The 26,360-nt window shown below is 58.0% G+C and carries 21 protein-coding genes, 1 tRNA gene and 1 pseudogene; 7 read left to right on the forward strand and 16 right to left on the reverse strand.

Features of this window, described 5'->3' with window-relative positions; translation table 11 throughout:
* Positions 1 to 132: 132 nt before the first annotated feature.
* Both feoB and AM218_RS12565 read right to left on the reverse strand, forming a co-directional pair.
* Positions 133 to 2,316: a ferrous iron transport protein B gene (gene feoB, locus AM218_RS12560; RefSeq protein ID WP_082318217.1), complete on the reverse strand. Its 2,184-nt coding sequence runs from the start codon at positions 2,314 to 2,316 to the stop codon at positions 133 to 135.
* 9 nt (positions 2,317 to 2,325) lie between these two features.
* On the reverse strand, positions 2,326 to 2,547 hold the full coding sequence (locus tag AM218_RS12565; RefSeq protein WP_316937416.1) for a FeoA family protein: 222 nt from the start codon (positions 2,545 to 2,547) through the stop codon (positions 2,326 to 2,328).
* A gap of 246 nt (positions 2,548 to 2,793) precedes the next feature.
* Here AM218_RS12565 and AM218_RS12570 point away from each other — a divergent pair, with 246 nt between their 5' ends.
* On the forward strand, positions 2,794 to 3,690 hold the full coding sequence (locus AM218_RS12570) for a carboxypeptidase-like regulatory domain-containing protein (protein WP_054414171.1): 897 nt from the start codon (positions 2,794 to 2,796) through the stop codon (positions 3,688 to 3,690).
* 122 nt (positions 3,691 to 3,812) lie between these two features.
* Positions 3,813 to 4,673, forward strand: coding sequence for a carboxypeptidase-like regulatory domain-containing protein (locus AM218_RS12575; RefSeq protein WP_197273967.1), 861 nt, complete (start codon positions 3,813 to 3,815; stop codon positions 4,671 to 4,673).
* Between the two features lie 59 nt (positions 4,674 to 4,732).
* On the opposite strand, the gene AM218_RS12580 is transcribed toward AM218_RS12575, so the two are convergent.
* Positions 4,733 to 5,347: an OmpA family protein gene (locus AM218_RS12580; RefSeq protein WP_071843781.1), complete on the reverse strand. Its 615-nt coding sequence runs from the start codon at positions 5,345 to 5,347 to the stop codon at positions 4,733 to 4,735.
* A gap of 84 nt (positions 5,348 to 5,431) precedes the next feature.
* On the reverse strand, positions 5,432 to 7,930 hold the full coding sequence (locus tag AM218_RS12585; RefSeq protein ID WP_054414174.1) for a bifunctional UDP-N-acetylmuramoyl-tripeptide:D-alanyl-D-alanine ligase/alanine racemase: 2,499 nt from the start codon (positions 7,928 to 7,930) through the stop codon (positions 5,432 to 5,434).
* A gap of 132 nt (positions 7,931 to 8,062) precedes the next feature.
* On the opposite strand from AM218_RS12585, the gene AM218_RS12590 reads away from it, so the two are divergent.
* The gene (locus AM218_RS12590) at positions 8,063 to 8,977 is read left to right on the forward strand and encodes an EamA family transporter (protein WP_071843782.1); all 915 of its coding nucleotides are present in this window, start codon (positions 8,063 to 8,065) and stop codon (positions 8,975 to 8,977) included.
* Here the strand turns inward: AM218_RS12590 and AM218_RS12595 are convergent.
* Positions 8,974 to 11,562, reverse strand: coding sequence for a DUF5686 and carboxypeptidase regulatory-like domain-containing protein (locus tag AM218_RS12595; protein WP_054414175.1), 2,589 nt, complete (start codon positions 11,560 to 11,562; stop codon positions 8,974 to 8,976). The two genes, AM218_RS12590 and AM218_RS12595, sit on opposite strands and share 4 nt — an antisense overlap.
* 181 nt (positions 11,563 to 11,743) lie before the next feature.
* Between AM218_RS12595 and AM218_RS12600 the strand changes: the two genes are divergently transcribed.
* Positions 11,744 to 12,244 (forward strand): regulatory protein RecX, encoded by a 501-nt coding sequence (locus AM218_RS12600; RefSeq protein WP_054414176.1) that lies wholly within the window; start codon positions 11,744 to 11,746, stop codon positions 12,242 to 12,244.
* Here AM218_RS12600 and AM218_RS12605 read toward each other — a convergent pair.
* The 7 genes from AM218_RS12605 to AM218_RS12635 form a co-directional block, all read right to left on the reverse strand.
* Positions 12,241 to 12,834 carry a GNAT family N-acetyltransferase gene (locus tag AM218_RS12605; RefSeq protein ID WP_054414177.1) on the reverse strand — a complete coding sequence of 198 codons (594 nt, stop codon included), beginning with the start codon at positions 12,832 to 12,834 and terminating at the stop codon, positions 12,241 to 12,243. The genes AM218_RS12600 and AM218_RS12605 overlap by 4 nt on opposite strands.
* Positions 12,835 to 12,859: 25 nt before the next feature.
* Positions 12,860 to 13,492: a DUF4230 domain-containing protein gene (locus tag AM218_RS12610; protein ID WP_054414178.1), complete on the reverse strand. Its 633-nt coding sequence runs from the start codon at positions 13,490 to 13,492 to the stop codon at positions 12,860 to 12,862.
* Between the two features lie 125 nt (positions 13,493 to 13,617).
* On the reverse strand, positions 13,618 to 14,589 hold the full coding sequence (locus tag AM218_RS12615; protein ID WP_054414179.1) for a 1-aminocyclopropane-1-carboxylate deaminase/D-cysteine desulfhydrase: 972 nt from the start codon (positions 14,587 to 14,589) through the stop codon (positions 13,618 to 13,620).
* Positions 14,590 to 14,688: 99 nt separating this feature from the next.
* A complete protein-coding gene (locus tag AM218_RS12620) occupies positions 14,689 to 17,235 on the reverse strand; it encodes a YfhO family protein (RefSeq protein WP_054414180.1) in 2,547 nt (848 codons plus the stop codon).
* 218 nt (positions 17,236 to 17,453) lie between these two features.
* Positions 17,454 to 17,738 carry a DUF4834 family protein gene (locus AM218_RS12625; protein WP_054414181.1) on the reverse strand — a complete coding sequence of 95 codons (285 nt, stop codon included), beginning with the start codon at positions 17,736 to 17,738 and terminating at the stop codon, positions 17,454 to 17,456.
* Positions 17,738 to 18,508: an FkbM family methyltransferase gene (locus AM218_RS12630; RefSeq protein WP_157547653.1), complete on the reverse strand. Its 771-nt coding sequence runs from the start codon at positions 18,506 to 18,508 to the stop codon at positions 17,738 to 17,740. The genes AM218_RS12625 and AM218_RS12630 overlap by 1 nt, the downstream gene beginning before the upstream one ends.
* A gap of 68 nt (positions 18,509 to 18,576) precedes the next feature.
* Entirely contained in the window at positions 18,577 to 19,032 is a 456-nt protein-coding gene (locus AM218_RS12635) for a hypothetical protein (protein ID WP_054414183.1), read from the reverse strand.
* 158 nt (positions 19,033 to 19,190) lie between these two features.
* Here AM218_RS12635 and AM218_RS12640 point away from each other — a divergent pair.
* A tRNA-Thr gene (locus tag AM218_RS12640) sits at positions 19,191 to 19,263 on the forward strand.
* 132 nt (positions 19,264 to 19,395) lie between these two features.
* Here AM218_RS12640 and AM218_RS12645 read toward each other — a convergent pair.
* On the reverse strand, positions 19,396 to 20,091 hold the full coding sequence (locus AM218_RS12645) for a hypothetical protein (RefSeq protein WP_157547654.1): 696 nt from the start codon (positions 20,089 to 20,091) through the stop codon (positions 19,396 to 19,398).
* Between the two features lie 234 nt (positions 20,092 to 20,325).
* Positions 20,326 to 20,709: a hypothetical protein gene (locus AM218_RS12650; protein WP_054414185.1), complete on the reverse strand. Its 384-nt coding sequence runs from the start codon at positions 20,707 to 20,709 to the stop codon at positions 20,326 to 20,328.
* 317 nt (positions 20,710 to 21,026) lie between these two features.
* On the opposite strand from AM218_RS12650, the gene AM218_RS12655 reads away from it, so the two are divergent.
* Complete coding sequence (locus AM218_RS12655) at positions 21,027 to 21,635, forward strand: C40 family peptidase (RefSeq protein WP_054414186.1); 609 nt, start codon at positions 21,027 to 21,029, stop codon at positions 21,633 to 21,635.
* Between the two features lie 369 nt (positions 21,636 to 22,004).
* Positions 22,005 to 22,166 (forward strand): annotated as a pseudogene (locus AM218_RS17135) (YkvA family protein); the annotation flags it as partial.
* A 432-nt stretch (positions 22,167 to 22,598) separates the two neighbouring features.
* Here the strand turns inward: AM218_RS17135 and AM218_RS12665 are convergent.
* Positions 22,599 to 22,865 carry an acyl carrier protein gene (locus AM218_RS12665; protein WP_054414188.1) on the reverse strand — a complete coding sequence of 89 codons (267 nt, stop codon included), beginning with the start codon at positions 22,863 to 22,865 and terminating at the stop codon, positions 22,599 to 22,601.
* Between the two features lie 31 nt (positions 22,866 to 22,896).
* A complete protein-coding gene (locus AM218_RS12670) occupies positions 22,897 to 26,343 on the reverse strand; it encodes an efflux RND transporter permease subunit (protein WP_054414189.1) in 3,447 nt (1,148 codons plus the stop codon).
* Positions 26,344 to 26,360: the final 17 nt, after the last annotated feature.

Here is a 26,360-nt window from a genome sequence, read left to right on the forward strand (position 1 = left end):
AGCGCGAAGCTCCAGCTTCGCGTACGAGCGGAGCGAGTAGCAGGCGTTTGCTGATGTTACTGGCAACTACAAACGCGTAGGAATTCGCTGCGCGAATACGCGAAGCTGGAGCTTCGCGCTACTCCATCCACTTTACTTCATCAACTGGTACACCAGCAGCGAGGAGAAATAGGCCAGCCCCGTCATGTACACCAGTTGCATCATGGGCCATTTCCAGCCTTTGGTTTCGCGGTAGGTGGTAGCCAGCGTGCTCATGCACTGCATGGCAAACACATAGAAAACCAGCAGTGACACGGCCCGGGCAGGCGTGAAGAACGGCTGCCCCTCGGTATCTTTGGCCAAAGCCAGTTTTTGTTGCACGGTGCGCATGTCCGCATCCTGCCCCACACTGTAAATGGTGGAGATAGTACCCACGAACACCTCGCGGGCGGCAAAGGAAGTAAGCAGCGCAATACCAATTTTCCAGTCGAAGCCCAGGGGGCGGATGGCGGGCTCCATGTTACGGCCGAATACGCCGGCGTAGGAGTTTTCCAGGCGGGCGGAGGCTACGTTGATGTCGGTTTCTTCAGCAGTGAGGCCTTGGGCCACCCCTTGCTGACGGGCTTGGGTTTCGGCGCGCTCCAGCGACTGGCCCGGGCCGAAAGATGCCAGCACCCACAGCAGCACCGAAATGGCCACAATCACCTTACCGGCCTGAAATACGAAGGTCTTTACTTTCTCTACGATGGTAATGCCCACGTTTTTCCAGCGCGGCCAGCGGTACACCGGAAACTCCATGATGAAGTAGCTCCGCTCCTTGGTCTTCAATAGAAACTTCAAACCCAGCGCCGAGAAAATAGCCGCGAAGAAGCCCAGCAGGTACAGCCCCATCAATACAAACCCCTGCAGGTTAAATATGCCCAGCACCGCCCGGTCGGGCACTACCAGCCCGATGAGCACGGTGTACACCGGAATGCGCGCCGAGCAGGACATGAGCGGCGTGACGAAGATGGTAATCATCCGGTCTTTCCAGTTCTCAATGGTGCGCGCGCTCATAATGGCCGGCACAGCGCAGGCCACGCCCGAAATCAGCGGCACCACGCTCTTGCCGTTCAGCCCGAACTTGCGCATGATGCGGTCCATCATGAACGTGACGCGGGCCATATAGCCGGTTTCTTCCAGCACGGCAATAAAGGCGAAGAGCAGGGCAATCTGGGGCACAAACATCAGCACCCCGCCCAGGCCGGCCAGCACGCCTTCCGTCAGCAGGTTGATGAGCGGGCCTTTAAAGTTTGTTTGGATAAGCCCGTTGATGAGCGCTATGCTCTGGTCAATGAGCTCCATGGGGTAGCTGGCCCAGGCAAATACAGCCTGAAACATCATAAACAGCACCCCGAAGAAGATCAGGTAGCCCCACACGCGGTGCGTGAGTACCCGGTCGAGGCGGTTGCTGTAGGGCTCCTCCTTTTCCGTGCGCGTCACGGATACCGTGTTCAGCAGGATGTCGTTGATGCGGGCGTAGCGGGCAATGGTTTCCTGCGCCTGGCGCGGTGTGACCTCAAACCCATACTTCTGCACCAGTTCCCCGATGTACGTCTTATCGTCAGCAGAAAGGAAGCTGATATGCCGGAACTGGTGCGCGTAGTGCAGCGCCAGGTAGTCGTTGTGCAGGTTGAAGTAGTAGCGGATCTGCCGGATCATCGGCAGCAGGTCTTCCTCGGGCTCGTAGAAGTGTATGGTGGGCGCGGCCAATTGCTGCGCCATCACAATTTTAAGGGCCGCTACGCCAATGCCGTTGCGGGCATTCATGGGAATAACGGGCACGCCCAGCTCTTCCTGCAGGGCAGCTACATCAATGGCAACACCGTGCTGGGCGGCCACGTCCATCATGTTCAACGACAGCACAATGGGCAGGCCCAGATCAGCCAGCTGGGTAAACAGCAACAGGTTGCGGCGCAGGTTGGAGGCATCTACCGTTACCACCACAAAATCCGGGTACTGCTTCGAGGTCCGGTCGTAGAGCAGGTCGGTGATGACCTTTTCATCCAGGCTCTTGGGGTAGAGCGAGTAGGTGCCGGGCAGGTCAATAATTTCGGCGCGCATGCCGGGCGTAATCTGCGCTACGCCGGTTTTGCGGTCTACCGTAACGCCGGGAAAGTTGCCTACCTTCTGATTAAGCCCGGTGAGCTGGTTGAACAGCGAGGACTTGCCGGAGTTGGGGTTGCCAATGAGGGCAATGCGCGTAAGGGAGCCCGGCAGACGGGGCGCAGAGGTTTCCAGCGCGGCCGCTGAAAGCGCCGCTCCGGCCCGGCTGGTAATCAGTTCTGGACCTGCCATTCGTTCGGGCTAGTCTTTCAGCAGGATGGTGGCTGCCTCGCTCACCCGCAGGGAAAGGGTATAATCCTCGCCTTCGCCTACCAGCAGTGTAATGGGGCAGCCCAGGGGGGCGCGGCTGTTCAGGCGCACCTGCGTGCCCGGGATGCAGCCCATTTCCAGCAGCTTCAACGCCATTTCCGGATCGTTGAGGCAGCAAATCGTTCCGGCTTCGCCCATGCGAAGGTCTTTCACACTTCGGGCAGCAGGCTTGGCAAGGGTGGAACGAGTAGACACGGCGGAGTTATTTAGATTCTATTTAAACAAAGGTACACCCCAATTAAGTTTCGGCCAAAAAAAGCACCGATTGAGCCCTTTTTTTCCCAAACAACCCGCGGTTGTATAATTATTTCAAAACGTAATTGATTATTATAAATAATCACAGAATATATGCACCAGTTAGGGGTATTCCTTGTATTTTTGACATATAATCCGCTGCATATGCTTCAACGTATACTCACTTTCATTGCTATTATCCTTCTGTTTCCGGCCCTGGCGCAGGCGCAGGAAAACCGCATCACCGGCCGCATTGTAGATCAGAAAACCAAAGAGCCGGTTCCTTTTTCGGCCATTGGTCTGAAAGAGGAGCAATCCGGAGCCCTCACCAACGAATATGGCTTCTTCCAGATAGCCATGCCCGAGAAAAACGAGCAGGACTCCCTGATTGTTCAGGCGCTGGGCTTCTTTCGCAAAGCCGTGGCCGTAAAGCGCGGCGCCAAGATGGAAGACATCACCATTGAAGTGACCAAGCGTGTGATTGAGTTGGGCGAGGTAAAAGTGCAGGGTGGTAAAATCAAGGATCTGGCTTTGGGTGCCCGCTCCTCTACCCCCGGTGAAGGCATGATTCAGGGCCAGCCCGGCAGCCAGTATGCCTTCTTCGTGAAGAATGAGAAGGGTAAGCATCTGGGCATGATTCGCTCGGTGTCCTTCTACATCGGGGAGCACGGCTTCCCGCAGGAGCCTTTCCGGGTGCGCATCTACAAGCCCGACGGCAACTACAACTCCCCCAACACCGACCTGCTGACGGACAACGTGGTAGTATCGGCCCCCGGCGGCGGCCAGTGGTATACTATCGACCTGACCCAATACAACATTCCCGCCCCTGACGAAGGATTCTTCGTGGCCATGGAATGGGTAGTGAGCGGCGACAAGTTCTACACCACCAACTTCTCCGATAACTACACGCCCTACGGCCAGATTATGCGCCCCACGTTCGAGTTCAAAGAGAGCCGCACCTGGAGCTATAGCATCGGCAAGGGCTGGAGCCTGATTACCCTGGTAAATAATGGCAAGTTTTACAATGCCATGATTAAGGCCGAGGTAGACGCTTATAAATAAGCCCCCAAGTGCTTTCCGGGTTCGGAAAATGTTTTCCGGATTTGATTGAACTCCTTGTATTTTTGGCAGATAAACGGCTCTCTATGCAACAGCGCGTACGCTCACTTTTCACCTTTTTGCTTGTGCTGCTGCCAGCTCTGGCTTTTGCCCAGAACGACCGGATTGCCGGCCGGATAGTAGACGCCAAGACCAAGGAGCCGATTGCCTTTGCCTCGGTTAACCTGAAGGAAGAGCAGACGGGCGCTCTGTCCAACGAGTATGGCTTCTTCCAGCTGCCCATGCCGCAGAAAGGCCCGCTCGACTCGCTGATCATCATGGCCCTGGGCTTTGAGCGCAAAGCCATTCTGGTGAAGCGCGGCACCAACATGGACGAGCTCATTATTGAGGTACCCAAGCGCAACATTGTACTGCAAAACGTTACCGTAACGGCCGGTAAGATGAAGGCGCTGGAACTGGGTTCCCGCTCCAACACGCCCGGCTCCGGCATGATTCAGGGCCAGCCCGGCAGCCAGTATGCTTTCTGGGTGAAGAATGAGAAAGGCCGCAAGCTGGGCATGATTCGGTCGGTGTCCTTCTACATCAGTGAAAGCGGCTTTCCGCGGGAGCCTTTCCGTGTGCGCATCTACGCCCCTGATGGCAACTATAGCTCCCCCAACACCGACCTGCTCACGGACAACGTGGTAGTATCGGCCCCCGGCGGTGGCCAGTGGTACACTATCGACCTGACCTCTTATAATATACCAGCACCAGAAGAAGGCTTCTACGTAGCCATGGAGTGGATTGTGAGCGGTGACAAATTCTACACCACCAACTTTATGGACTCCTACACGCCCTACGGGCAGATCCTGCGTCCTACCTTCGAATTCAAGGAAAGCCGCACCTGGACCTACAGCATGGGCCGGGGCTGGACCCTGATTACCCTGGCCAACAACGGCATGCGCTACAATGCCATGATTAAGGCCGAAGTAGACATGTATAAGTAAACAGGAGTAACTCCTATAGCTCTAATCAAAGGGGGCGGTAATCAGATGAGCGGTAGGCGCTACTTGGTGGCTACCACAATTTCTACCCGACGGTTCTGTTGCCGGCCAGCGGCCGTGGCATTGCTTGCAGTGGGCTCTTTCTCGCCCATAGACTGTACCGCAATGTTTTCGGCGGCAATGTTGCCATTTTGTACTAGCCAGTTTTTTACTGCCTCGGCCCGCTCCCGGCCCAGGTCCTTGTTGTATTCCTGACCAGCGCGGGCATCGGTGTAGCCTACTACGCGCACTTTCTTCCCGCTGAAGCGCTGTTTAATAGAACCGGCTACTTCTTCCAGAGCATCTTTCGCTGAAGCGCGGAGGGTGGCTTTATCGGTATCGAAAAGCACCGTTTCATCCACATCGTACACTTTATACGTGTCGTTGGCCCGCACTTTCACTTTCGGGTTTTTTACCTCCGTATAGGTCGTTACATCAGGCATATTGGCATCCACATCCCAGTTGTCAGCATCCACGGTATCGGACATGGCGGCTCCGGCTGTTTCGCCAGTGCGGGCTACCACGGCGGTGTCGGTGCTGGCCTCGGTTAGCTCATCGTGCTCGGCCTTGTTCTTCATATTATCACAAGACGAGAGTACTGCAACCATGGCCGCAGCCGTAAGAATGGACTTATACATAGTAGTTGGCGGGAAAGGTGAACCTGGGTTTACGCCCCGGTTATCAAAAGGTTAATCCCGCTCAGCCCCGGGCCACTCCGCCCCTTACTCAGCAAAAAACACTCTTTTCACCCGCTCACTTACGTTGGTCAGCAACTCGTAAGGAATGGTGCCGATGCGGGTGGCCAACTCGGAAAGCGTGATGCCTGGACCAAATACCTCGGCCGTGTCGCCGGCCTGGGCGCCGGTAATGTGGGTGACGTCGGCCATGCACATATCCATACACACATTGCCGACAATAGGCGCCCGTTGCCCACGGATAACCACCTCTCCGCCTCCGTTCCCGAAGCGCCGGTCGTAGCCATCGGCGTAGCCGATAGCTAGGGTGGCGATGCGGCGGTCGTGGGCGGTAGCTGAGCCGCGCCGGCCATACCCCACCGTTTGCCCCGCCGCCAGCGTTTTCACCTGGGATACGGTGGTGCGCAGCGTACTCACGGGCCGCAGCGCTTCCTGCTCCTGCCCGGTGGCCTCTACCCCATACAGCCCGATGCCCAGCCGTACCATATCGAAATGGGCCTGCGGGAAGCGCAGAATGCCGGCTGAGTTGAGGGCGTGTTTGATGATGGAATAGCCCAGCGCCGCTTCTACCAGCGGCGTCATACGGCTAAAGGCTGCCAGCTGCTGCTGCGAGAAGCTATTGTGCTGCTCCTCATCGGCGCCGGCCAGGTGCGTGAGGGCGCTGGCTACGCGCAGCCGGTCGGCGTTGGCGCGCAGCAGGGCGCACAGCTGCGGCATATCTTCCTCGGCAAAACCCAGGCGGCGCATGCCGGTATCCAGCTTTAAGTGAATGGCCGGCAGCGGCTGTTCGGCGGCTACGGCCAAGTACTGCTGCAACACCTCAAACGAGTAGATTTCGGGCTCCAGATGGTACTGGTGCATCTTTTGGAAGCTGTCGGGCGAGGGGTTCATGACCATCAGCGGCAGGCTGATGCCTTGCTCGCGCAGCTCCACGCCTTCATCGGTGTAAGCCACGGCCAGGTAATCGGCGCGGTGGAACTGCAGCAGATTGGCCACTTCGTAGCTGCCGCTGCCGTAGGCAAAGGCCTTTACCATCACCATGAGCTTAGTGCCGGGCTGCAGGCGCGTGCGGTAAAAGTTGAGGTTGTGCACCAGGGCATCAAAATTCACTTCCAGCACCGTGCCGTGGATTTTCTGCTGAAACGCGGACACAATCCGCTCAAAGCCGAACCGGCGGGCGCCTTTCACCAGAATGGTTTCGTGGCGAAACTGCTCGGGTCGCACCTGCGTCAGGAACGCTTCAGTATCCGCAAAAAACTCTTTGTCTATATCCTGAAAAACCTCGGCGTGGGCACTGATATCGGGTCCTACGCCCAACAGGCGCTCTACGCCGTGCGTGGCCAGCTGCGTGGCCACACGGGCGTATAGTTCCGCCGCCGGCAGCCCGGATTCCAGTAAATCAGACAGGATCAGGCTGCGGCGGCCCCGTCGCGGCTGGCGGGCCAGCATATCCAGCGCCAGCGAGAGGCCGGCTAAGTCGTTGTTATAGGTGTCATCCAGAATGTAGCAGTCGTTCAGGGCCTGCTTCATTTCCAGGCGCATGGCCACGGGGTGCAGCCTATCCAGACGGTGCTGAATTTCGGTGGCCGGCACCTGCAGCCAGAGCAGTACGGTAAGCACGTGCAGCGCATTTTCCAGGGAAGGCTCGTCGGCGAAGGGCACCGTGAAGGTGTATTCCTGCGGCAGGGGGCGGTCCAGCGCTACGTGCACCACGGTGCGGTCGGCGCTGGCTTCGGCTACGGTAACGGCTACGTGGGCCTGCTGCGGGTGCTGTCGGCTCCAGGTAAACGTGCGGGACTCATCCAGCACTTCCTGCGCTATTGCATGCACCAGGGCGTGGTCGCGGCAGTAGAACAGCGTATCGACGCCGGCAAAAAGGCGCATTTTCTCCCGCGCTTTCTCGGTGGCGGAGGTAAAGCCGGCATCGTGCGCGGTGCCCAGGTTGGTGAAAATACCCAGTGTGGGCTGAATTACGCGGGCCAGCCGTTCCATCTCTCCCCGCTCGGAAATACCGGCTTCAAAAATACCAAAAGTGTGGGTGCTGTTCAGCTCCCATACGCTCAAGGGCACGCCTACCTGGGAGTTATAGCTGCGCGGGCTTTTGCAGATCAGCTCATCGGGGCTCAGCATCTGGGCCAGCCATTCTTTCACAATGGTTTTGCCATTGGAACCCGTAATGCCTACCACGGGCACGTGGAATTGCAGGCGGTGATGCGCTGCTACGGTCTGCAGGGCCAGCAGGCTATCGGCTACCAGCAAAAAGCAGGCTTCCGGGTAGGCTTCCAGGCCCTGGGGAATTTCTTCGGCGCGGTCTACCACAAACTGGCGCACGCCCTGCTGATACAGGTCCGGCAGGTAACGGTGTCCATTGTGCTGGGCACCCCGAATAGCAAAGAACAGCGCCCCGGCCGCTACGCCCACGTGCCGGCTATCCAGCAGCAGGTGTTGCACGGGGCGGTGCAGAGCGGCGGGCGTTGGCAGCAACGTACCGCCGGTAATATCGGGCAGGTGGGAGAATAGCAGCATACCAGAAAAGGAAACAGCGGCCAAGGTACGGGAGTTTGCAGGCATGCCCCGCTGTATAAAATGACCGGCACGACAACGGCCTGGCAAACAAGCCGTATTTTTGCGCCTTCGTCCTTCAACCATTGCTTTCCTGTGAAGTTCTCGCGCTACCATCTGGCCGCTTTTATGGCCTTTCTGATTTGGGGATTTTTCCCGTTGCCCCTGCGCATGCTGAGCAGCTACGCCAGTGGGCAGATTCTGTTTTTTCGGGTGGTGTTGTCTCTGCTGCTGTTGCTGCTGATTAATGGCGTGTTGCGCCTGTCGGCCGTGCGGGCCACCTGGCAGCAATATCAGCAGGCCCAAACCCGGGAGCAGCGCCGGGTACTGTCCCTGACGGCCGTGGGCGGGCTTTTGCTCGTGGGCAACTGGCTGCTGTTTATCTATGTCATCAACCACGTCAGCGTGCAGGCCGGGTCGTTTGCGTACCTGATCTGCCCTATTCTGACGGCTCTGTTAGGCTTTTTTCTGCTGCACGAGCCGCTGCATCTCAAACAGTGGCTGGCCATTGGGCTGAGCGCTATCAGCTGCGTCATGCTGGGAGCAGGTGATGCGTATACCGTAGCGCTGAGTTGCTTGGTGGCCTTTTCCTATGCCTTCTACCTGATTACCCAGCGGCTGTTGCGCGACTACGATAAGCTGATTCTGCTAACCCTGCAACTCAGTCTGGCGGCGGTAATACTAATTCCCCTGACCGGGCCACTGGATGCTCACCCGCTGGCTGGCTTCCAGGACGCCCACCTGCTGCTGTATGCCGGCATTCTGAGCGTGGGCTTTACCGTGTTGCCGCTGTTTCTGAACCTGTACGCCCTGAACGTGCTGCCCTCCGGCACCGTGGGCATCCTGATGTACATCAACCCGCTGGTGAGCTTTGTACTGGCTTTTGTGTACTACCACGAGGCCTCCGGCACCACGCAGGCTATTGCCTACGCCGTTATTCTGGCTTCGGTAGTGCTCTATAACCTGCCGGACCGCCGTAAGGCGCCGCAGCCCGCGCTGCAGGAGCGCTAGAAGCCGGCCCCAATGCGCACCCCGGTGCTCAGCTTTTGCCCGGAGCGGAGCGCCGTGTAGGCATCTATGCGCAGTACTTTGAAAATATGCTCAATACCAACGCCCAGCTCTACATACTGGCCTACGGTGGGCGTGCTCAGGTAATTCAGCGAGGCCACTTCCTGCCATTTCAGCTTTCGCAATAGCGGCACCTTGTTCAGCAGAAACCCATTGAAGTGGTGATTTACGTGGGCTTCCAGGTAGCGGCTGCGGGTGCTGAACTGGTAGTAATCCAGTAGCTGAAACTGCTCGAAGTTGGCCGCGAAGCCCGTGAGGTTGCCAGAGAAATGACGGTAGTCCATAAACGACAGCTGCGGGTGACCCAGAAAGGCGCCGGCTGTTACGTTCAGGTGGGTTTCGCCTACCAGACCCAGCGAGGCTTCTTTGCGCACCCCGGCCTCCAGGCGCGTGTAGCGCACATCGGAACCCAGCACACCAGCCAGCCCCTGCCGCCAGGCCAGGCGCAGCGTGGGGTACTTGGAGCCCAGGTTAAACTTGCCGTCGGGCCGAATGATGTACTGCTGGCCGGGTTGCCACGTCAGCTCCACCTGCACCGTGAGCGACTGATTGCGGCCGAAAGAAGGGTCGGTCAGCTCCTCGCTGACGGGCTGGTTGGGCGTGAAAGCGCGGCCGGGCACGTCAATCAGCACTTTGCGGCTGTGGTTTTGCAGCTCCCGGCGGTCGGCGTAGCCCAGGGCGGTGCGCAGCATCAGGCCATTTACCAGCTCATGGCGCAGGTTCAGCTCGCCGCCGTCGCGCTGGTAGTACTTGGCGTAGTTATGGTTACGCAGCAGCGTGTACTGCGTGTTGATAAAGGGCGTGAGCTGGGAGTTGGGGTCGAAATCTTCCACGGTACGGCCTACCATAAACCCAAACCGGGTAAAAGAAAGCGGCCGGAAGGTATAGCCTCCCGCCAGACTGGGGCTGAAGAGCCTGGCCGCTACCCCATACCGCAAGGCAGGCGTGAGGGAGTAGCTGCGCCGGTCTTCGTAGCGCTGAGTGTAGGTCACTTCCGGGTTGATGATAACGCCCTCCACGGTGCTGTACTGCAGCAGGTTGAATACCGGCTGCACAAACACGGTGCGCCGCCGGAAGGAGTTGCTGTACGTGTAGCCTGTGAGCAGCAGCTTGGTAGCATCGGGCACGTTGCGCTTGCGGTCCAGGGAGTCCTGGTAGGGCTTTGATTTCTTGACTACTTCGGCGCTGTCTTTCACATGGAAGTCTTTCTGCTCTTCCTGCGTGAGCGGAATGGGCCGCACTTCTTCCCAGAAGGCGGAGTCGCGCTCATTTACGCCTTTTTCGATGCGCATCACCTCCCCTTTAGCCAGTGGCTCTATGCCTACTGCTGCTTCCGTCTGGGCCTCGGCGGCTTTCACCTGCTGGCGCACGCGGCGGTTCAGGTTACGCAGGTCAGGGCGCTGCTTTTTGGCCTCGGCCACGGTTTCGCGGCGCACGGGTCCGGCTACCTCCGGTGTGACAGGTTGCGGAACAGCTTTTTCCTGGGGCCGGGCCGGGTAGGTGGCCTGCACACGGTAGTTGGAGAACACGGCATTAAAGTAGCCGCTGCCTTTAAAGCCCATACCCTTGCCGGTCAGGTTTACTTTCTGCGACTGCAGCACCCAGATATCGGGGCGGCCGGGCGCGGGCATAAACTGCTGCTCAATGCGCACGGTTTCTACGTACTCAATGCCGGAGTTCTGATCCAAAGAAAGCTCCAGACTGTGCAGCCGCCAGGAGCCATCTACCAGGTAGATATAGCCGGTGAAGGCGGGGTCGGTGCGGTGGCGGGGCGTTACCCGGATTTTATGAATCTGCTCCCCATTGCGCTCCGTGGTGCCCACTAGCTCGTAGCGGTAGAACAGCATAGCATTCTGGGCAATGGGCGAAACAAAGCCGCGCTCCGAGAAGCCGGAGTTCAGTAGGTTATCGTAGAAATTGAAGTTGCGGCCCGAGGCCCGGTTGAAGCTGAAGCCCTTGCTGCTGCCACTCACGCGGGAGGCTATCATCCGCTCCCGTACCACGTTGGGCTGCCGGAAGCTCAGCTCCGAAACTGATTCGGACAGATAAATGACGCCGGGCTTCAGGCTGGGGTCGGTTTTAAACAGGCCCAGAATTTTACTGGGGACATCAATCAGGCGCACCAGGCCTTTAATGTAGGTACGGGCCGAAAACGCGGCTACCTCGGCGCGGTGGTAGCGGCGCCACTCAATGGCGTGCTGCACCAGGGCGTAGGCCGGATCCCGGTCTTTGGCGCGCACCAGCACCTCGTTCAGCTTATAGCTTTCGGGCTGCAGAATTACATCAAGAGTAGTGGCGGTGTCGCCGCCGAAAACGCGCACGGTTTGAAAGTGCGGCCGGTAACCTACGTACTGGAATACCAGCTCGTAGCTGCCGGGAGTTAGGCGCAGCTGGTACTGGCCCTGTTCATTGGTGCCGGTGCTTTGGGTAGTGCCGCGCACGGCTACGTTGGCAAACGCCAGCGGCGCTTTATCGGGGCCGGTTACCCGGCCGCGCACCACGCCGGCGTGGACCAGTAAGGCATTCAATAAGCACCCTATACTTAGTAATACAACACGCAGCATACCAGCTCAACTCAGTCTTATTCCCGGTGAAGATAGAGACAAACCGGGCTTGATTGGTTGCTTAGGTATGGCATGCTAACCGAACGACTTCGCCCCTGTCATCGTTACTTTACTGCCTGCTACAGGCTCCGCCAACCCCTATCCTATGTTTCAGTCTTCGAAAAAGAAAAGTTATACGCCTGCTGAGGCGCTTCAGAAAATAGCCGCGTTCTGCACCTACCAGGAGCGCAACTTTAAAGAAGTGGAAGCCAAGCTGCGCGAGTATGGCCTGGACGAAGACGAAGCCGGGGAAATTATTATCCGTCTGAGCCGCGAGAAACTGCTGGACGAGGAGCGCTACGCCAAAAGCTTTGTGCGCGGCAAATACCGCCAGAAGAAGTGGGGCCGCCGCCGCATTCAGCAGGAGCTCAAGCAGAAAGGCATTTCCGAGTTCTGCATTAAGGCCGGCATGAAGGAAATTGACGGCGACGAGTACTACCAGAACCTGGTAGACCTGCTGGAGAAGAAAGATGCCCAGGAAAAAGAGCGGCACCCGGCTAAGCGCCGCCAGAAGCTGATGCAGTTCCTGACGCTGAAAGGCTACGAATCGGACCTGATCCGGATGGCTATGGACGACCTGGGTAAAGAGCCTGAGGCGGAAGATTAACCACCGAGCAAAGCCGCTGGCTTATACTCCGATTGCAAAAGGCCATACAATACGGCGTCCTGCCATTCCTCGTACAGGAAATACCGTTCCCGCTGGTAGCCTTCCTGCTGAAACCCGATGCGCTCCAGGCAGCGCCGGGAGGCCGTATTGCGCGGATCTACATCTGCCTCCAGGCGGTGTAAGGCCAGCTCGGTGAAGGCAAATTCTACCAGCCCTGCCACGGCCTCGGAGCCGTAGCCCTGCCGCCAATGCGCGGAGCCCAGTGCATACCCAATACCCGCATGCTGATTTGTGCTGCTGAGGCTGTACAACGTACCCGTACCAATCACTACATCATCAGAGCGTCGTGCTAGGCCCCATTGGAATAGGCTGCGGCTGGCAAAGTGTTCTGCTATCTGGGTCTGCAGGGCTGCCGCTTCGGCTGCCGCCGTCATGGGCGGGCGGCTCCAGTAGCGCATCACGGCGGGGTCAGAGAAAATGGTAAATAATGCGGGCACATCGGCGGGCGTAAGCCAGCGCAGCTGTAAACGGCTGGTCGTAATGGTGGGTAGGTGCGGGAGTCCGGGCAGGAAATTGGTAGCGGCAGTCATAGCCCAATATTACTGCTTTCCGGGCTTACCGCCGCTTAGGCAAGGTGGGTACCGTCATTTGCTGGGTAAGCACTACGCGGCGGCCGGTCATGGTTTCCAGCATGGGGCGCAGAATCAACTCCGCGTTTTGGGTAGTCTGGGCCAGAATACCGGATTGGAGGGCGGCGCGGCGCACATTTTTCTCGGCGTAGCGGTAGCCTTCATCTACCAGCTCAGCATCCTGAAAAAATCCGTTTTCTACGCTGTACACCTTGCTGGCACTGTGGTCTACCTGCCAGGTGCACAGCTCGGCCGGGGGCAGCGCTATGCGCACTACCGAGTCGCCTTCAAATACTACGTCCTGCGGGCGCACCTTGCGCAAATCCAGGCAGCCCACAGCATCTCCGGCCACAATGAGGGCCACTTTGGCCTCGGGCAGGAAGCGGTAGGTGCTTTTTTTATACTCCACTACATCTTTAAAACGATAGCGCACGAGCTCCAGCCGGCCCAGGTTTTCCACTTTCTGCAGCACCGTGTTGTGCGTTACAGTTACGCGCGGGTCGGCCCGTAGCGGGTCGAAACCGGTGAGGGCGGGCTCTACTTTCTTCCACAGAAACCACCCCAGCACCAGGAGAAACGCGAGGGGCAGCAGTTGACGTAGTAAGCGGGCTAATGGCATTTGCTAAATGGGTGGATTGCTCTTGTTACAGGGAATGGCACGGCAAGGACAGGCTACACAAACGGAGTATGCCCGCCAGCGTCCTAAGAGTGCATACGGTATCCGTCCGTTATTTGCTGACGACCCTATAAGTCCTTCTCCTCCGGCCACCACGCGCTGCGGCTCCCGAAGCGTTGCCGGAAGCCGGCCCACCCCTGCAGACCGCCGGTGTGCACGGCTACTACCGTACTGCCCGGCGGGAAATACCCCTTCGTGAGCAGGTCCAGCACGGCCCAGAGCATCTTGCCGGTATAAACAGGGTCAAGCAGCACGCCATGGCGCTCCTGAAACGAGCGAATAAACCCGAGTATCTCCGGTGAGAATCGGGCGTAGCCGCCGGCATGATACCCCGTCTGTAAATCGTAGTTGGTGAAAGCCTGGCCGGTAGCGGCTAGCGTTAAACCATCCACTTCCTGGCGCAGAAACTCCCCTCCTTTTAAAGCCGCTACTCCAACTGCCTGCTGAGTGCCCTGCAGGCCGGTGAGCAGGCCGGCCAGCGTGCCGCCTGTGCCGCAGGCCACGCATAGATAATCAAATGGCATTTGGCTTTGCAGCGCTGTTACCAGCTCAGCGCAACCGGGTAAGGCCAACGCATTGGAACCGCCTTCGGGAATTACATACGCCGGCCCGGTTTCTTGGAGAAGATCGGCCAGCACATCCGGTTCCTGCTTGCGTCGGTAGGTGGTACGGTCCAGGTACAGGAGCTGCATCCCATCGGCTACTGCCTGGGCCAGCGTAGGGTTCAGCGCCTGTATTGGGCGGTTTTGCAGCTCCTCGCCGCGCACTACGCCAATGGTACGCAGGCCGGTCAGGCGGCCGGCGGCGGCCACGGCAGCCAGGTGGTTGGAATAAGCGCCCCCAAAAGTGAGCAGGGTATGATGTCTCTGGCGCCGGGCCTCCTGCAGGTTGTATTTAAGCTTGCGCCATTTGTTGCCGGGCAGCTCAGGGTGCGTCAGGTCATCGCGCAGCAGCACCAGCCGTACCCCGCGTGTTAGGGCAACGGGCTCAGCCAACTCCTGCAGTACCAGCTGATGCAACTCTTCTGCTTCCCGATTCATAAGTAATGCATCCTGGATACTTATCTAAAACAACTGACCCCGCTTCTGGCAGATCAGGGCCGGAAGCGGGGTCAGAAAACGGACCGAATATTACGCCGGTTAGGCGACCAGCTTCTCCTGCTCTTCCAGTACCGGCTCTGGCTTTTGCCGCAGGGCATACACCAGCGTCCCTATCAGGGCCAGAATCAGCACAACCGATGAGATGAGCGACACCGTATTGCCCAGCTTATAGGAAGTAGGCTCAAACTTGAAATCGATGATGTGCTTGCCGGCGGGCACGGGCAATGCGCGCAGCACGTAGTTAGCGCGCATATGCGGGGTCAGTTTGCCGTCGATGTACGCATTCCAGCCATCCTTGTAATAGATTTCGGAGAATACCACAAAGCCATCCTGCACGGCATTGGCCTCGTAGCGCAAGGCATCGGGGGCGTAATTGGTGAGGCGAATGGTAGAGCCTTCCGCCGAGTAGCTGGTTTTGCTTACGGGGAATTTCGACACATCCACTACGGCCGTGGTAGCCAGGTTGGTATTGCTCAGGGCATTGATTTCCTGATCGGGGTTTTGCACCTTCTCAATCTCGCGCACAAACCAGGCATTGCCCAGCGCCCCGGGGTTGCGCTGCACGGGTGTTTTCTGGTCGCCGGTGATGATGTAGCGCATGTTCAGCATGCCCAGCACCTGCGGGTTCTTGGTGGATATCTGCCGCTCAATCAGATCCTGATAGCGGCGCAGCTTGGCGCCGTGGTAGCCGCCCAGGCTCTTGTGGAAGTAGGACGTATTGGCTTCGTTGAAAGGATTATCCGCATTCAGCACGCGGTAGCTCAGGTCCTTGTCCTGCAGAATAATCTGATCGGCCACCGAAGGCACAAACTGCTGGGCCACGGTTTCGCGCTGGAAGTTGCTGTCGTTGAGGTAGCGCTTATCTACGCTCCACAGGTCTACCAGCGTGAGCACGCCCACCAGGGCCACGGCCAGGGTAGCGGAGAGCTTGCGCTGCAGGTAGAACCACAGCACGCCGGCCGTCAGCAGAATGAACACCAGGGAGCGGAAGATGTCCGAATGCATCAGGCTGGCGCGGTCCTGGCGCAGGGCATCCAGCGGGAAGCCCTGCTGCTGCAGCATGCCGTCGATGGGCGAGGCGAAATCAGCCCCCAGGCCAAACAGGAAGGCCAGCACGCAGATACCGGCCGTGATACCCACGGCATACAGCAGCTTGCGCTTGAGGTCAGCGGTTTCGGGCGTATCAACGGCTTTGGGAGTTAAGGCCGGATGACCACCCGCGGGCACTACTTCCGGGCGGCTGCGCAGCACGCGGGCTAGGGCCAGCACGGCCAGCAGCGGCACGGCCAGCTGGGCAATAACCAGCGCCATGCTCACCGAGCGGAACTTGTTGTAGCCGGGGAAATAATCGAACATCAGGTTGTTGAACACCTCGAAGTTCTTGCCCCAGGCCAGCAGAATAGACAGAATAGTAGCCGACAGCAGCCAGATACGGGTGCGGCGGTCAGCCACAAACAAGCCCAGGAAGAACAGCATCATAATGCCGGCGCCCAGGTAAACCGGGCCGCTGGTGCTGGGCTGGGCACCCCAGTACAGGGGCAGCTGCGCCAGGTAATCCTTCAGCTGCATGGGTGGCACGCCCAGTGCGCTCAGCGCCTTGGCCGTTTCCGACGACTCACTCAGCTTGCCCTGCGAAGCACCACCATAGTAGTTGGGCACGAGCAGCGTAATGGTTTCGCCTACGCCGTAGCTCCAGCCAAAGGCATAGTCCCGGTCGAGGCCGGAGCCCACGCCTTCTTCCGTGGCAGCCGGCGCCTGGCCGGGAGCCGTGGGTGGCGGGGTGGTTAGCTCAGAGCGGCCCCGGATGCTGTACTTGCCGTATTCCAGCGTGGTGTACAGGCGGCCGAAGCTTACGCCCACGGCCAGCAGCGCAGCTACGCCCAGCAACGCCGTGCGGGACAGGAAATCGGGCAGGCGGTTGTTCCGAATGGCAAAAATCAACTCAACTACTCCAAAAACCAGCACCAGCAGCAGCAGGTAGTAGGTAATCTGCAGGTGATTGGAGCGCAGGTTCATGGCCAGGCCCAGCGCAAACAGCGCCATTCCCAGCAGCTTATTGCGCCGGAAGGTGACCAGCAGGCCGGCCAGCACCAGAGGCGCGTAAGCCAGCGCCAGGGACTTGGTATTGTGTCCGGCAGCCAGAATAATGAGGTTGTAGCTGGTAAAACCCAGTGCAATGGCGCCTACGGTTGCCAGCAGGGGCCGCACGCCCAGCGCAATAAACAGCACGTAGCCGCACAGCAGCGCCAGAAACAGGTTAGCTACTACGGCCGGCAGATGCAGGGTAAAGAGCTGATGCAGGTACAGGGACAGGTCGCCGGGGAAGCGGGTGCTGATGAGGTACGTGGGCATGCCGGAGAACATGGAGTTCGTCCAGAGGGCCTCCTTGCCCGTTACCTCGCGGTACTGGGCAGCTTCGTGTGCACCCCCATTGAACTGCACAATATCGTGCTGGGACAAGGTTTTGCCATCGAAAAGGATAGGCGAAAAATACACGGCGACCAGCACCAGGAAAAACACGACGGCCAGCAGGTGCGGCAGCACCCGCCGCCACAGCGGCGCGGGGCCGGAGGTAACGGTTGTCATTCGGCGAAAAGAGAAAGCTAAAAACCTGCTTTGGCGGCATACAAGCCGGGAAAGCAGCCCCAAGGTAGCCTGATTATTTCATTTCTGGCAGTACAATTTCAGATTCCCAGGTCTACCCCATCGGCTATCTGCCACAAAAAAACGCTCCTACCGGAGCCGGCAGAAGGGTTGATTTTGCTTTCGGAACGCAAGCCACTGGTAGCGGGATGTGGCGCAGCTTATTTCACCTCCTCAAAGTCAACATACTCGCCGCCTTTGAATTCCTGCGGTTTTTCGGCGGGCTTGGGCGGAACGTAGTCCACGCGCACATCACCGGTAGTAGTGGAGCCGTTAGGCTTGGGCTGGCCAAAGGGAGCTTCAAAAGGTGTCTGGCCGCCAAACTGCTGACTATAGCGGCGGGCCTGCTTTTGCACAAACCGGCCTACCACCAGCCGCAGCACCACCGGCACCACGAAGCGTATAATCAGAGAAATAATGAGAAGGGTGAGCAGGAACTTAACCATCAGAGAGCCGCCGGAGCGGCAGGGTTGGTGGGTTGAAAGTAAAAATCAGCGGTAACGGCGCTGGCCAGCTGCGCCGGGCTGCACGGTACGAGGTCAGAACGCTTAGACAGCACAAATGGTTTGTAGCCCAACGTTTCCAGCAGGGCCGTTACCTGGCGGCGGTTTTCCAGGCCATTGAGCTCCGTCTGGATAAGCGGGCGGAAGCGACGGAGTGTGTGCTGCATGTGCCGGAACACTTCGTATTCGAAGCCTTCCACATCACACTTCACAAAATCCAGACGGGGCAGATCGGCAAACAGCTCATCGGGCACGCGCATGGGCACCTCGTAGGTGCGGGCATACTGTTCCTGGGTGTTGCTGGCCGCTACTTTGGTCATACCGTGGTGCAGCAGGCCGTCGCGCTCCGGGGTGCCCATTTGCACGGTGGCGTTTTCGCCGCCCAGGGCGTAGGGCAAAAGGGTAAGATTGTCATAGCCGCTCAGGCGCACATTATCCTGCCAGATCTGCTGAAACAGCGGAATAGGCTCTACGGCCAGCACACGGCCTTGCGGGCCAACCAGGCGGGAAAGCGCCACGGAATAGTAGCCCAGGTTGGCGCCAATATCCACACACACAAAGCCCGGCTGCACAATTTTCGACAGGAAAAACAGCTCGGGATACTTCTGTTTACCCCACCCCGCGCCCACCAGCCGCAGGTATACGCGGCTTACCAGACGGATATACCGCTCAAAGCCGAGCGCCTGCACCAGAAGTTTGCGGAGTTGTTTCATTACGGCCACAAAGATGCCGGAAACCCGGGAAACGCGCAGCCTTCTTTACAAACAGACGCTTTGCTCTTTTAGCAGCTACTGCTCCGGCTCCATAGTCTGGAAGCTGCGGCCGCGGCCAGGCCACCTATCAGGTACCAGGCTACAGTCATAGCCTGGGTTTGCGGGGTTCGGTTGCTGGGCGCCTCGCCCAAACCCATGGGCCCGGGTAGCATTACGCCACCTATGCCAGCCGCCAGGCCCAGCGCGGCGCCGCGCAGCCACACGCCCCGGCCGGTGCCTACCAGACTATAATAGAGGCCATTGCTCAGCACGTCGCCGGCCATGGTGAGGGCATACGCCGTCTGGTCATTGGGTTGGGGCGCATCAGCCTTATATAATATCTTACGCAGGCCTCTTTTGCCCAGAACGTCCATGCGGGGGGCATCAGCGGGGCGCAGGTGGCGCACGGTTTCGTGCAGGGCGTTGAGCACCAGCGCGCCGGCCAGGCCGCTGCCTAATGACTGTGTAACGGTGGATGAATTCATAAATCAGAAGATGTGGTAACGGATAAGCCTTGGTTCCAACGATGCTTCATGCCAGGGAGTTAGGGGCGGGTACGGTAAATTTTTGCCCGGCAGGTTGCGCATTGTCTTCCGGGCTCTTTATCTTTGCTGCCCCTAGCGGCAACCGGCCCCGGGGAAACGCCTTCTTAGCTCAGTTGGTAGAGCAGCTCATTCGTAATGAGCAGGTCGCAGGTTCGAGTCCCGTAGAAGGCTCACACATAAAAAAGCCCCGTTATGCAGCGTGCATAGCGGGGCTTTTTTTATGATAATTGGTCAAACGCCGAGAAATACAAAGGGCCGGGTAGCAAGCTACCCGGCCCTTTGTATTACAAACCAACGGCAGATTTACAGCACGTTGTCGTAGTCAGAAGATGAGCCAAACCGGGTGTCGGTTTCGCTGCCGGACTTCCGGAACGAGCGGTTGGTTTCCGAAGAAGGCTTATCCCAGGAAGACGAAGAGGTGGATGGCTTATTCCAGTCGGAACGGTGCGACGACTCCGTGCGGGGAATGTTGCCGGAGCGGTAGTCGCGGGCCCGGCGGGTGGCTGAGTCCATCAGGTTGCTGGTGCGCGAGCCGGAAGAACGGGAGGCCAGGTAGCTGATGCCTCCCAGCAGCAAGGCACCGCCTACTACTTTTTGCGTGGTGGTGAGCTTGTTGAATTGCTCAGCGGCTTTGGAGCCAATATCCTTAATGGACTGGGGCAGTTGATTAACGGTGTCGCGCAGGTTAGCCTGGTCGATCCACGAGTTACGGTCCTCACCGGAAACCTTGTTCCGCTGCTCTGAGCCATAGCCCGACTGATTCTGGCGGCTAGTGCCCGAGGGCTGATTCTGATTCTGCTGGTTACGTACATCACCACTCTGGCCGCTGTTCTGCACCCCTCCCACAGAAGAAGGCTGATTGGAGCGGGAAGCAACATCACCGGAAGCACCGGCAGCAGGCGAATTCTGACGATTTACGCCTGAAGTAGAAGACTGGGAAGATTTATTAGCAGCTGATGAAGCTGACGAAGACGAGGGATTCTTGGGGGTGTTTTCCATAAGGCATATCAGAATTAGGAGTACATTAACCTGCACCGGCATTCGGGCCGGGCTACTCTCCCTATTCGTAAGTAACGCCTTAGAGGTTACAGCTTTCCCCCGCTTTTGCCATGAATCTGTACATCGGCAGTAGCACTAAAAGAAGCCGGGGCGCCGCCCGAAAAACCTTACCCGCAGGCGCTGGTACGGGCCGCGCTGCTCCTGCCAAAGCCAGGGCAGATTTCCCGTAAAACCTTAACTCAGGGTGCCGTCCTGGCCCGGGGCGCGGGCGCCCTGGTGCATCTGTGCCGGGTCGGGCAGGGGACGGCCGGCAGCGTACAGGTGGGCCTCATCACGGCCTGCCTGCCGGGCCTCGGCCTCAAAGCGGTTGGCATAATATCCCACCCGCACCGACTCCACCAAATACTTCCACAGGAAGCCCGTAAAGCCGTGTTCCCGGAACTGCCGGATATGGCACATCTCATGCGCTACCCAGTAGGGGTCCTGCAAAAACTCTTCGCGCCGGGCCCCGCTCAGGTGCACTGTATTGCCCAGCACCATGGCCACACTTTGGGAGCGAAGCACTACCCGGGCAACCCGGGCAAAGGGTGAGTTTTCTAAAATGCGGGGGGTACTCATAGCTCACAGGAAACGGCCGGAATATACGGGGCGGCTTTGCAGGAAGTTGCATTATAGGTCTGGATCATTCCCCCTATTCTTTGTATTTAACCATGTATTTTGATTTTTTTTAAGGATTTAGCTTGGATACACCCCCCGGCTATGCCTAGTTTTACTCAGCAGGGTATTTCAGCCAAGGCTGACTTTTCCCTGGCTTACCTCTTTCTTCAACCATTTATTACAGCTGCTTCACACCTGGTTATTGAGTAACAAAGGAGTATGCTAAGGCCCTGGCTGGGCCGACCCACCAAAACGATTCTGCCACCTCACGACGGACAATGAAAAACAGAATACTGTATTGCCTCGCCGCTGCCTCTCTGGCTCTATCCTTTTTCTTCGAGAAAGCACCCGTTACTACTGTCGGCGCGCCGGTGGTAGCAGAAGCCTCTCTCTTCCCCGAATACCTGCTCACCGGCTCCGACGGTGAAGCCGCCAACGACAGAGCGTCCTACCGCGACTCTGTTCTATACCAGCACTACTCCAGCGCCCTGGGCGTGAAGCTGGCCTACACCGAGGATAAAGACCTCCTCCGTACCGTAGCCGACTGGATGGGCACTCCCTACCGCTTTGGCAGCAATACCAAGCGCGGCACCGACTGCTCCGGCTTTGTAACCCGCGTTTTCAAAGAAGTATACGGCGTAACGCTGCAGCGCAGCTCCCGCTCAATGTTCCAGAACGTGAAGCGCGTAGACAAAAACGAAATGCAGACCGGCGACCTGGTATTCTTCCGTCGCGGCCCCGGCCAGCCAATCTACCACGTAGGCATTTACCTGAAGGATGGCAAATTTGCCCATTCCGCTACCAACGGTGGTGTTATGGTTAGCTCCCTGAACCAAGCCTACTATCACCGCAATTTTTATGCAGCTGGCCGCGTAGCTCAAAACTAAGCTCTCCAGCAGCCCTCTTTCGCTACTGCCCGGTCTGTTCTACAGGCCGGGCAGTAGTTTTTTAGGCCGGGTGAGTTGAAAGCCGGCAGGTCAACTATTTTTGGGCCCGCACAGTATAGAAGACCTCTCCCGGTTCCTTTCGGAGCTCTCCCTGCAAACTACATTCTTTCTTTTCCCATGGCTACTCAACCACCCAAAGGCGAACAGGTAAGCTCCTCGCCTTTTTTCAAGCGGGCCCTGCGCACCGCCGAAGAATACGTTCAAAAACCTACCCGCATCAAGCAGCTGCTGAATGATGCCTACCAGAAAGCCAGCGACAAAAAGGACGTAGGCACCCTGGCCCACGAAGCCTGGGAAGGACTGCAGCGCATGTTCCGGCTGGTACGCGCCGCCGCCAGCGGCGAGTACAAAGGTCTACCCACTCCTACAATTGTAGCGGCCGTGGCCGTACTGCTGTACTTCCTGAGCCCCATCGACTTGATTCCGGATTTCATTCCCGTACTGGGTCTGCTGGATGACGTAGCCCTGGTAGCGTGGTTTACCTCTACGCTGAAGGATGAGATGGACAAGTTTGAGGAATGGGAAAAAACCCAGGCCGTAGTGGTTTCCAGCTCTTCCTCCGCTTCCCAAGCCTCTACTCCGCACGTAAAGGCCACTGAGCAAAGCCCCGAGCAGGCGGCTCCGGCCAAAGCCAATGCCACGGCCACGCCCGAGGCGGAATCAGCCAAGAAAGCCGGCACCGATCCGGTATACACGGAGAAAAGACCTTCTGCTGCTTCAGCCAAGCCTCACGCCGATGTGGCCGCCAACACCACTGACAGCAGCCGGGAGCGGAACACCACTAACGATGCCAACGGCGACACGGGCGGCAACGTCCGCTAAACCATCTTTAAAAGGCATTAAAAAAAGCCCGGCCCCTATTTGGGGCCGGGCTTTTTTTAATGCCTCCGGGCAGCCGTTAGGCTAGGCCGCAACTTCGGACGTGTGGGTGGTTACATAGTTCACAAAATCTCCCACGGTGCTGATGGGCACCTCATCCGGGATGATGATGTGGAAGCTACGCTCCAGCTCCAGAATGATGTCCACGACATCTACCGTATCGAAGCCCAGCTCACGGCTGAGGTTACTGGAAATACGCAGGCGCGAAGGCTTAATGGCTTTGCGCTTGCTGATAATGCGCACTACTTGCTGGGCAATGGCACGCGAGGAAGGGCTCGTCGAGGCAATCATATAAGGGGCGACGTTCAGGAAAACGAGAGTGTTAGTAGTTGGCGAATACCGGTGGGGTAGCCGCCTCAAGTTCTTCGGCATCAGCGCTTTCAGCAGCACCAGGGCCATCAGCCGGACGGCCGGTTACCTTCTCGCGGATCTTCTCATTGAGCAGATACATTACCGGTACCACCACCAGGGTAATAACCGTCGCAAAAGACAGTCCAAAAATGATGGTCCAGGCCAGAGGGCCCCAGAATACCACCGATTCGCCGCCGATGAAGAAGTGCGGATTGCCGGAGTTGAACAGCTCGTAGAAGTCAATATTCAGGCCAATAGCCAGCGGAATCAGGCCCAGAATGGCGGCCGTGGCCGTCAGAATAACCGGGTTCAGACGCGTGCGGCCGGCCAAAATAATGGCTTCGCGCAGGGGCATGCCCTGGGTGCGCAGCATGTCGGTGAACTCCACCAGCAGAATACCATTTTTCACCACGATACCGGCCAGCGCAATAATGCCCACGCCCGTCATCACAATGCTGATGTTCATGCCCGTAATGGCCAGGCCCAGCAGCACCCCGATGATGGAGAAGATTACCTCCGTGAGAATAATGAGCGGCTTGCTGAAGGAGTTGAACTGCGTAACCAGAATCAGGAAGATGAGGCCAATAGCGCCCAGACCGGCCAGGGGCAGGAAGTCAGAGGTTTCTTTCTGGTTTTCCTGCGCGCCACCCATTTTAATGGTGTAGCCGGGCGGCGTGGGGAAAGCCTTCAGCGCCTGCTGAATGTTGGCCACCACATCGGGGCCGGTAAAGCCGTTCAGCACGTTGGAGGAAATGGTGATAACGCGCTTCACGTCTTTGCGCTTGATGCCGCCGTAGGTGGTGCCATAGGTCACATCGGCTACAGCCGAGATGGGTACCTGGCGCACCTGGCCGGTGGCGTCACGGAACGTGAGTGGGGCATTCACAATGGCGTTTACGTCTTCGCGGTAAGGCTTGGCGTAGCGCACCTGAATGGGATACTCATCATCCGGCGTCTTAAATTTACTGGCTTCCGAACCGTAAATCGAGGTCCGTACTTCCATACCAATCTGGGCCGTGCTGATGCCTTCGCGGTTGGCGCGGGTGCGGTCAATGTTCACGGCAATTTCCGGGTTGCGGTCTTCCAGGTTGGAGCGCAGCTGCTCCACACCACCAATGTTCTTCGAGTTGATATAGCGAATCACTTCCTTTGACAGCGCAGCCAGCTTCACGTAGTCGTCGCCGGCTACTTCAATGGCAATTTCCTTACCCGTGGGTGGGCCGCTGGCTTCCTGGTCTACTGAAACCTCGGCGCCGGGAATGCCTTTCACCACTTCCCGGATTTTATTCATATAAGTGCTGGTGGGCGGGCCGGTCCGCTCGCTCAGCTCTTTGAAAGCCACGCCCACCTTGCCCAGGTGCGACTGCGACACGCCGGGCGCGCCGCCTTCGGTACCATCGGTAGCACCAATGGCCACGTTGGTCAGCACGGATTCCACATCAGGGTTATTGCGACCAATGACGCTGTAGATGCGTTTTTCCAGCACTTTCGTTACAGAATCCGTGATTTCAACGCGGGTACCTACCGGCATTTTCAGGTAGGTGTACACAAACTTGGGGTCACCCTTCGGGAAGAAAGCCACTTTGGGCTTGCGAATGCCAACGGCCACAATAGACAGGAAGAACAGCACAATCATGCCGGCCATAATGGCCACCTGCCGCCACAGCGTACCACCGGTTACCGTGCGTACCAGGCTGGCATAGCCATTCTGGAAGCGCGGCAGCGCCCGGGTCTGGAACCAGGCAATCATCTTCACAAACACGAACTTATTGAGGAAGACGAACAGGATAACGGTCAGCATCAGGTTGCCCGTGAAAGACGAGCCGAATACATAACCCAACACCGCAATCAGCGCCATAATACCAATGGCAATGAGGAAGTTGCGGCTCATTTTCGGCTGGTTGTCCTCGGCGTGGTGGTCTTCGCGCTGCATGAAGCTCACGGCAAATACCGGGTTCATGATGAAGGCTACCACCAGCGACGACATCAGCGTCAGAATCAGGGTAACGGGCAGGTAGTACATGAACGAGCCCACAATGCCGGGCCAGAACAGCAGCGGCACGAAAGGCGCTACCGTGGTCAGGGTACCAGCCAGTACGGGCACAAATACCTCACCCGCCGCAAACTTGGCCGCGCGGGGCGTGTCCAAGTTGGGGTGCTCGTGCAGCAGGCGGTGGGTGTTTTCAATCACCACAATGGCATCATCTACCACAATACCCAGGGCCAGCAGGAAGGCGAACAGCACAATCATGTTCAGCGAGAAGCCGAAGATGGGGATGAGCAGGAACGCCAGGAACATGGAAATGGGCACCGAGAGACCCACAAACAGAGCGTTGGTAGTGCCCATGAAGAACATCAGAATCAGCGTTACCAGCAGGAAGCCGATAATGATGGTGTTGATCAGGTCATGAAGCGTGACGCGGGTGTCGTTGGACGTATCACCGGTGACGGTGATGGTCAGCTCCTTGGGGAGGTTGGTCTTCGAATCCGCAATGATCTGCTTGATCTTGTCGGAGGCGTCAATCAGGTTTTCGCCCTGGCGCTTCACCACGTTCAGGCTGATGCTGGGCTTGCCGTCGAGGCGGGCGTAGCTTTCGCGGTCCTTGAAGGCATCTTCCACGGTGGCAATGTCGCCGAGGCGCACGGCGGCACCGTTCAGGTTCTTCACCTGAATATCGGCAATGTCGGAGGCCTTGGTGTACTGACCGGCCACGCGCACGGCGCGCTTCTGGTTGCCTACATCAATAGAGCCGCCGGAAATGGTGATGTTCTCGCTGGCAATGGCGCGCTGGATGTCCGAAAAGCCCAGGCGCGAGGCGCGCAGCTTGTTCAGGTCCACGTCCACGTTCACCTGCTGCTCCAGGGCGCCAATGATGTCGACACGGGTGATTTCGGGCAGGGCCTCAATCTTGTCCTGGAAGTCATCGGCAAACTTTTTCAGCTGGCTCACGGGCAGGTTGCCGGCCAGGTTCACCGTCATAATGGGCATCTCCGACAGGTTTACTTCCTGCACGGTGGGCGGCGTGGGCAGGTCGTTGGGCAGGTCGCTGCCGGCCTTGTCTACGGCGTCCTTGATGAGCTGCTTGGCGTACTGCACGTCCACGCCGGAGTCAAACTCCACGTCCACGATGCAATAGTCCTGGTTAGAAGTAGAGCTGATCTTCTTCACCCCGTTCACGCTCTTGATTTCCTTCTCCAGCTGGCGCGTCACCAGGTTCTCAATGTCCGTGGGCGAGGTGCCGGGGTACACCGTGGCCACGATGATGCGCGGAATCACGATATCGGGGAATTTCTCCTTGCCCAGCTTGATATAGGCGAAGATACCCGCGATACAGAGTATCACCGTGATGATGTAAATACTGGTTTTGTTGTTGATGGACCAACTGGTGGGGCCAAACTCTTTTTCAACGTCCTGCATGATATGGTCTTTGCGGG

This window comes from Hymenobacter sp. DG25A (assembly GCF_001280305.1).
GTDB lineage: Bacteria > Bacteroidota > Bacteroidia > Cytophagales > Hymenobacteraceae > Hymenobacter.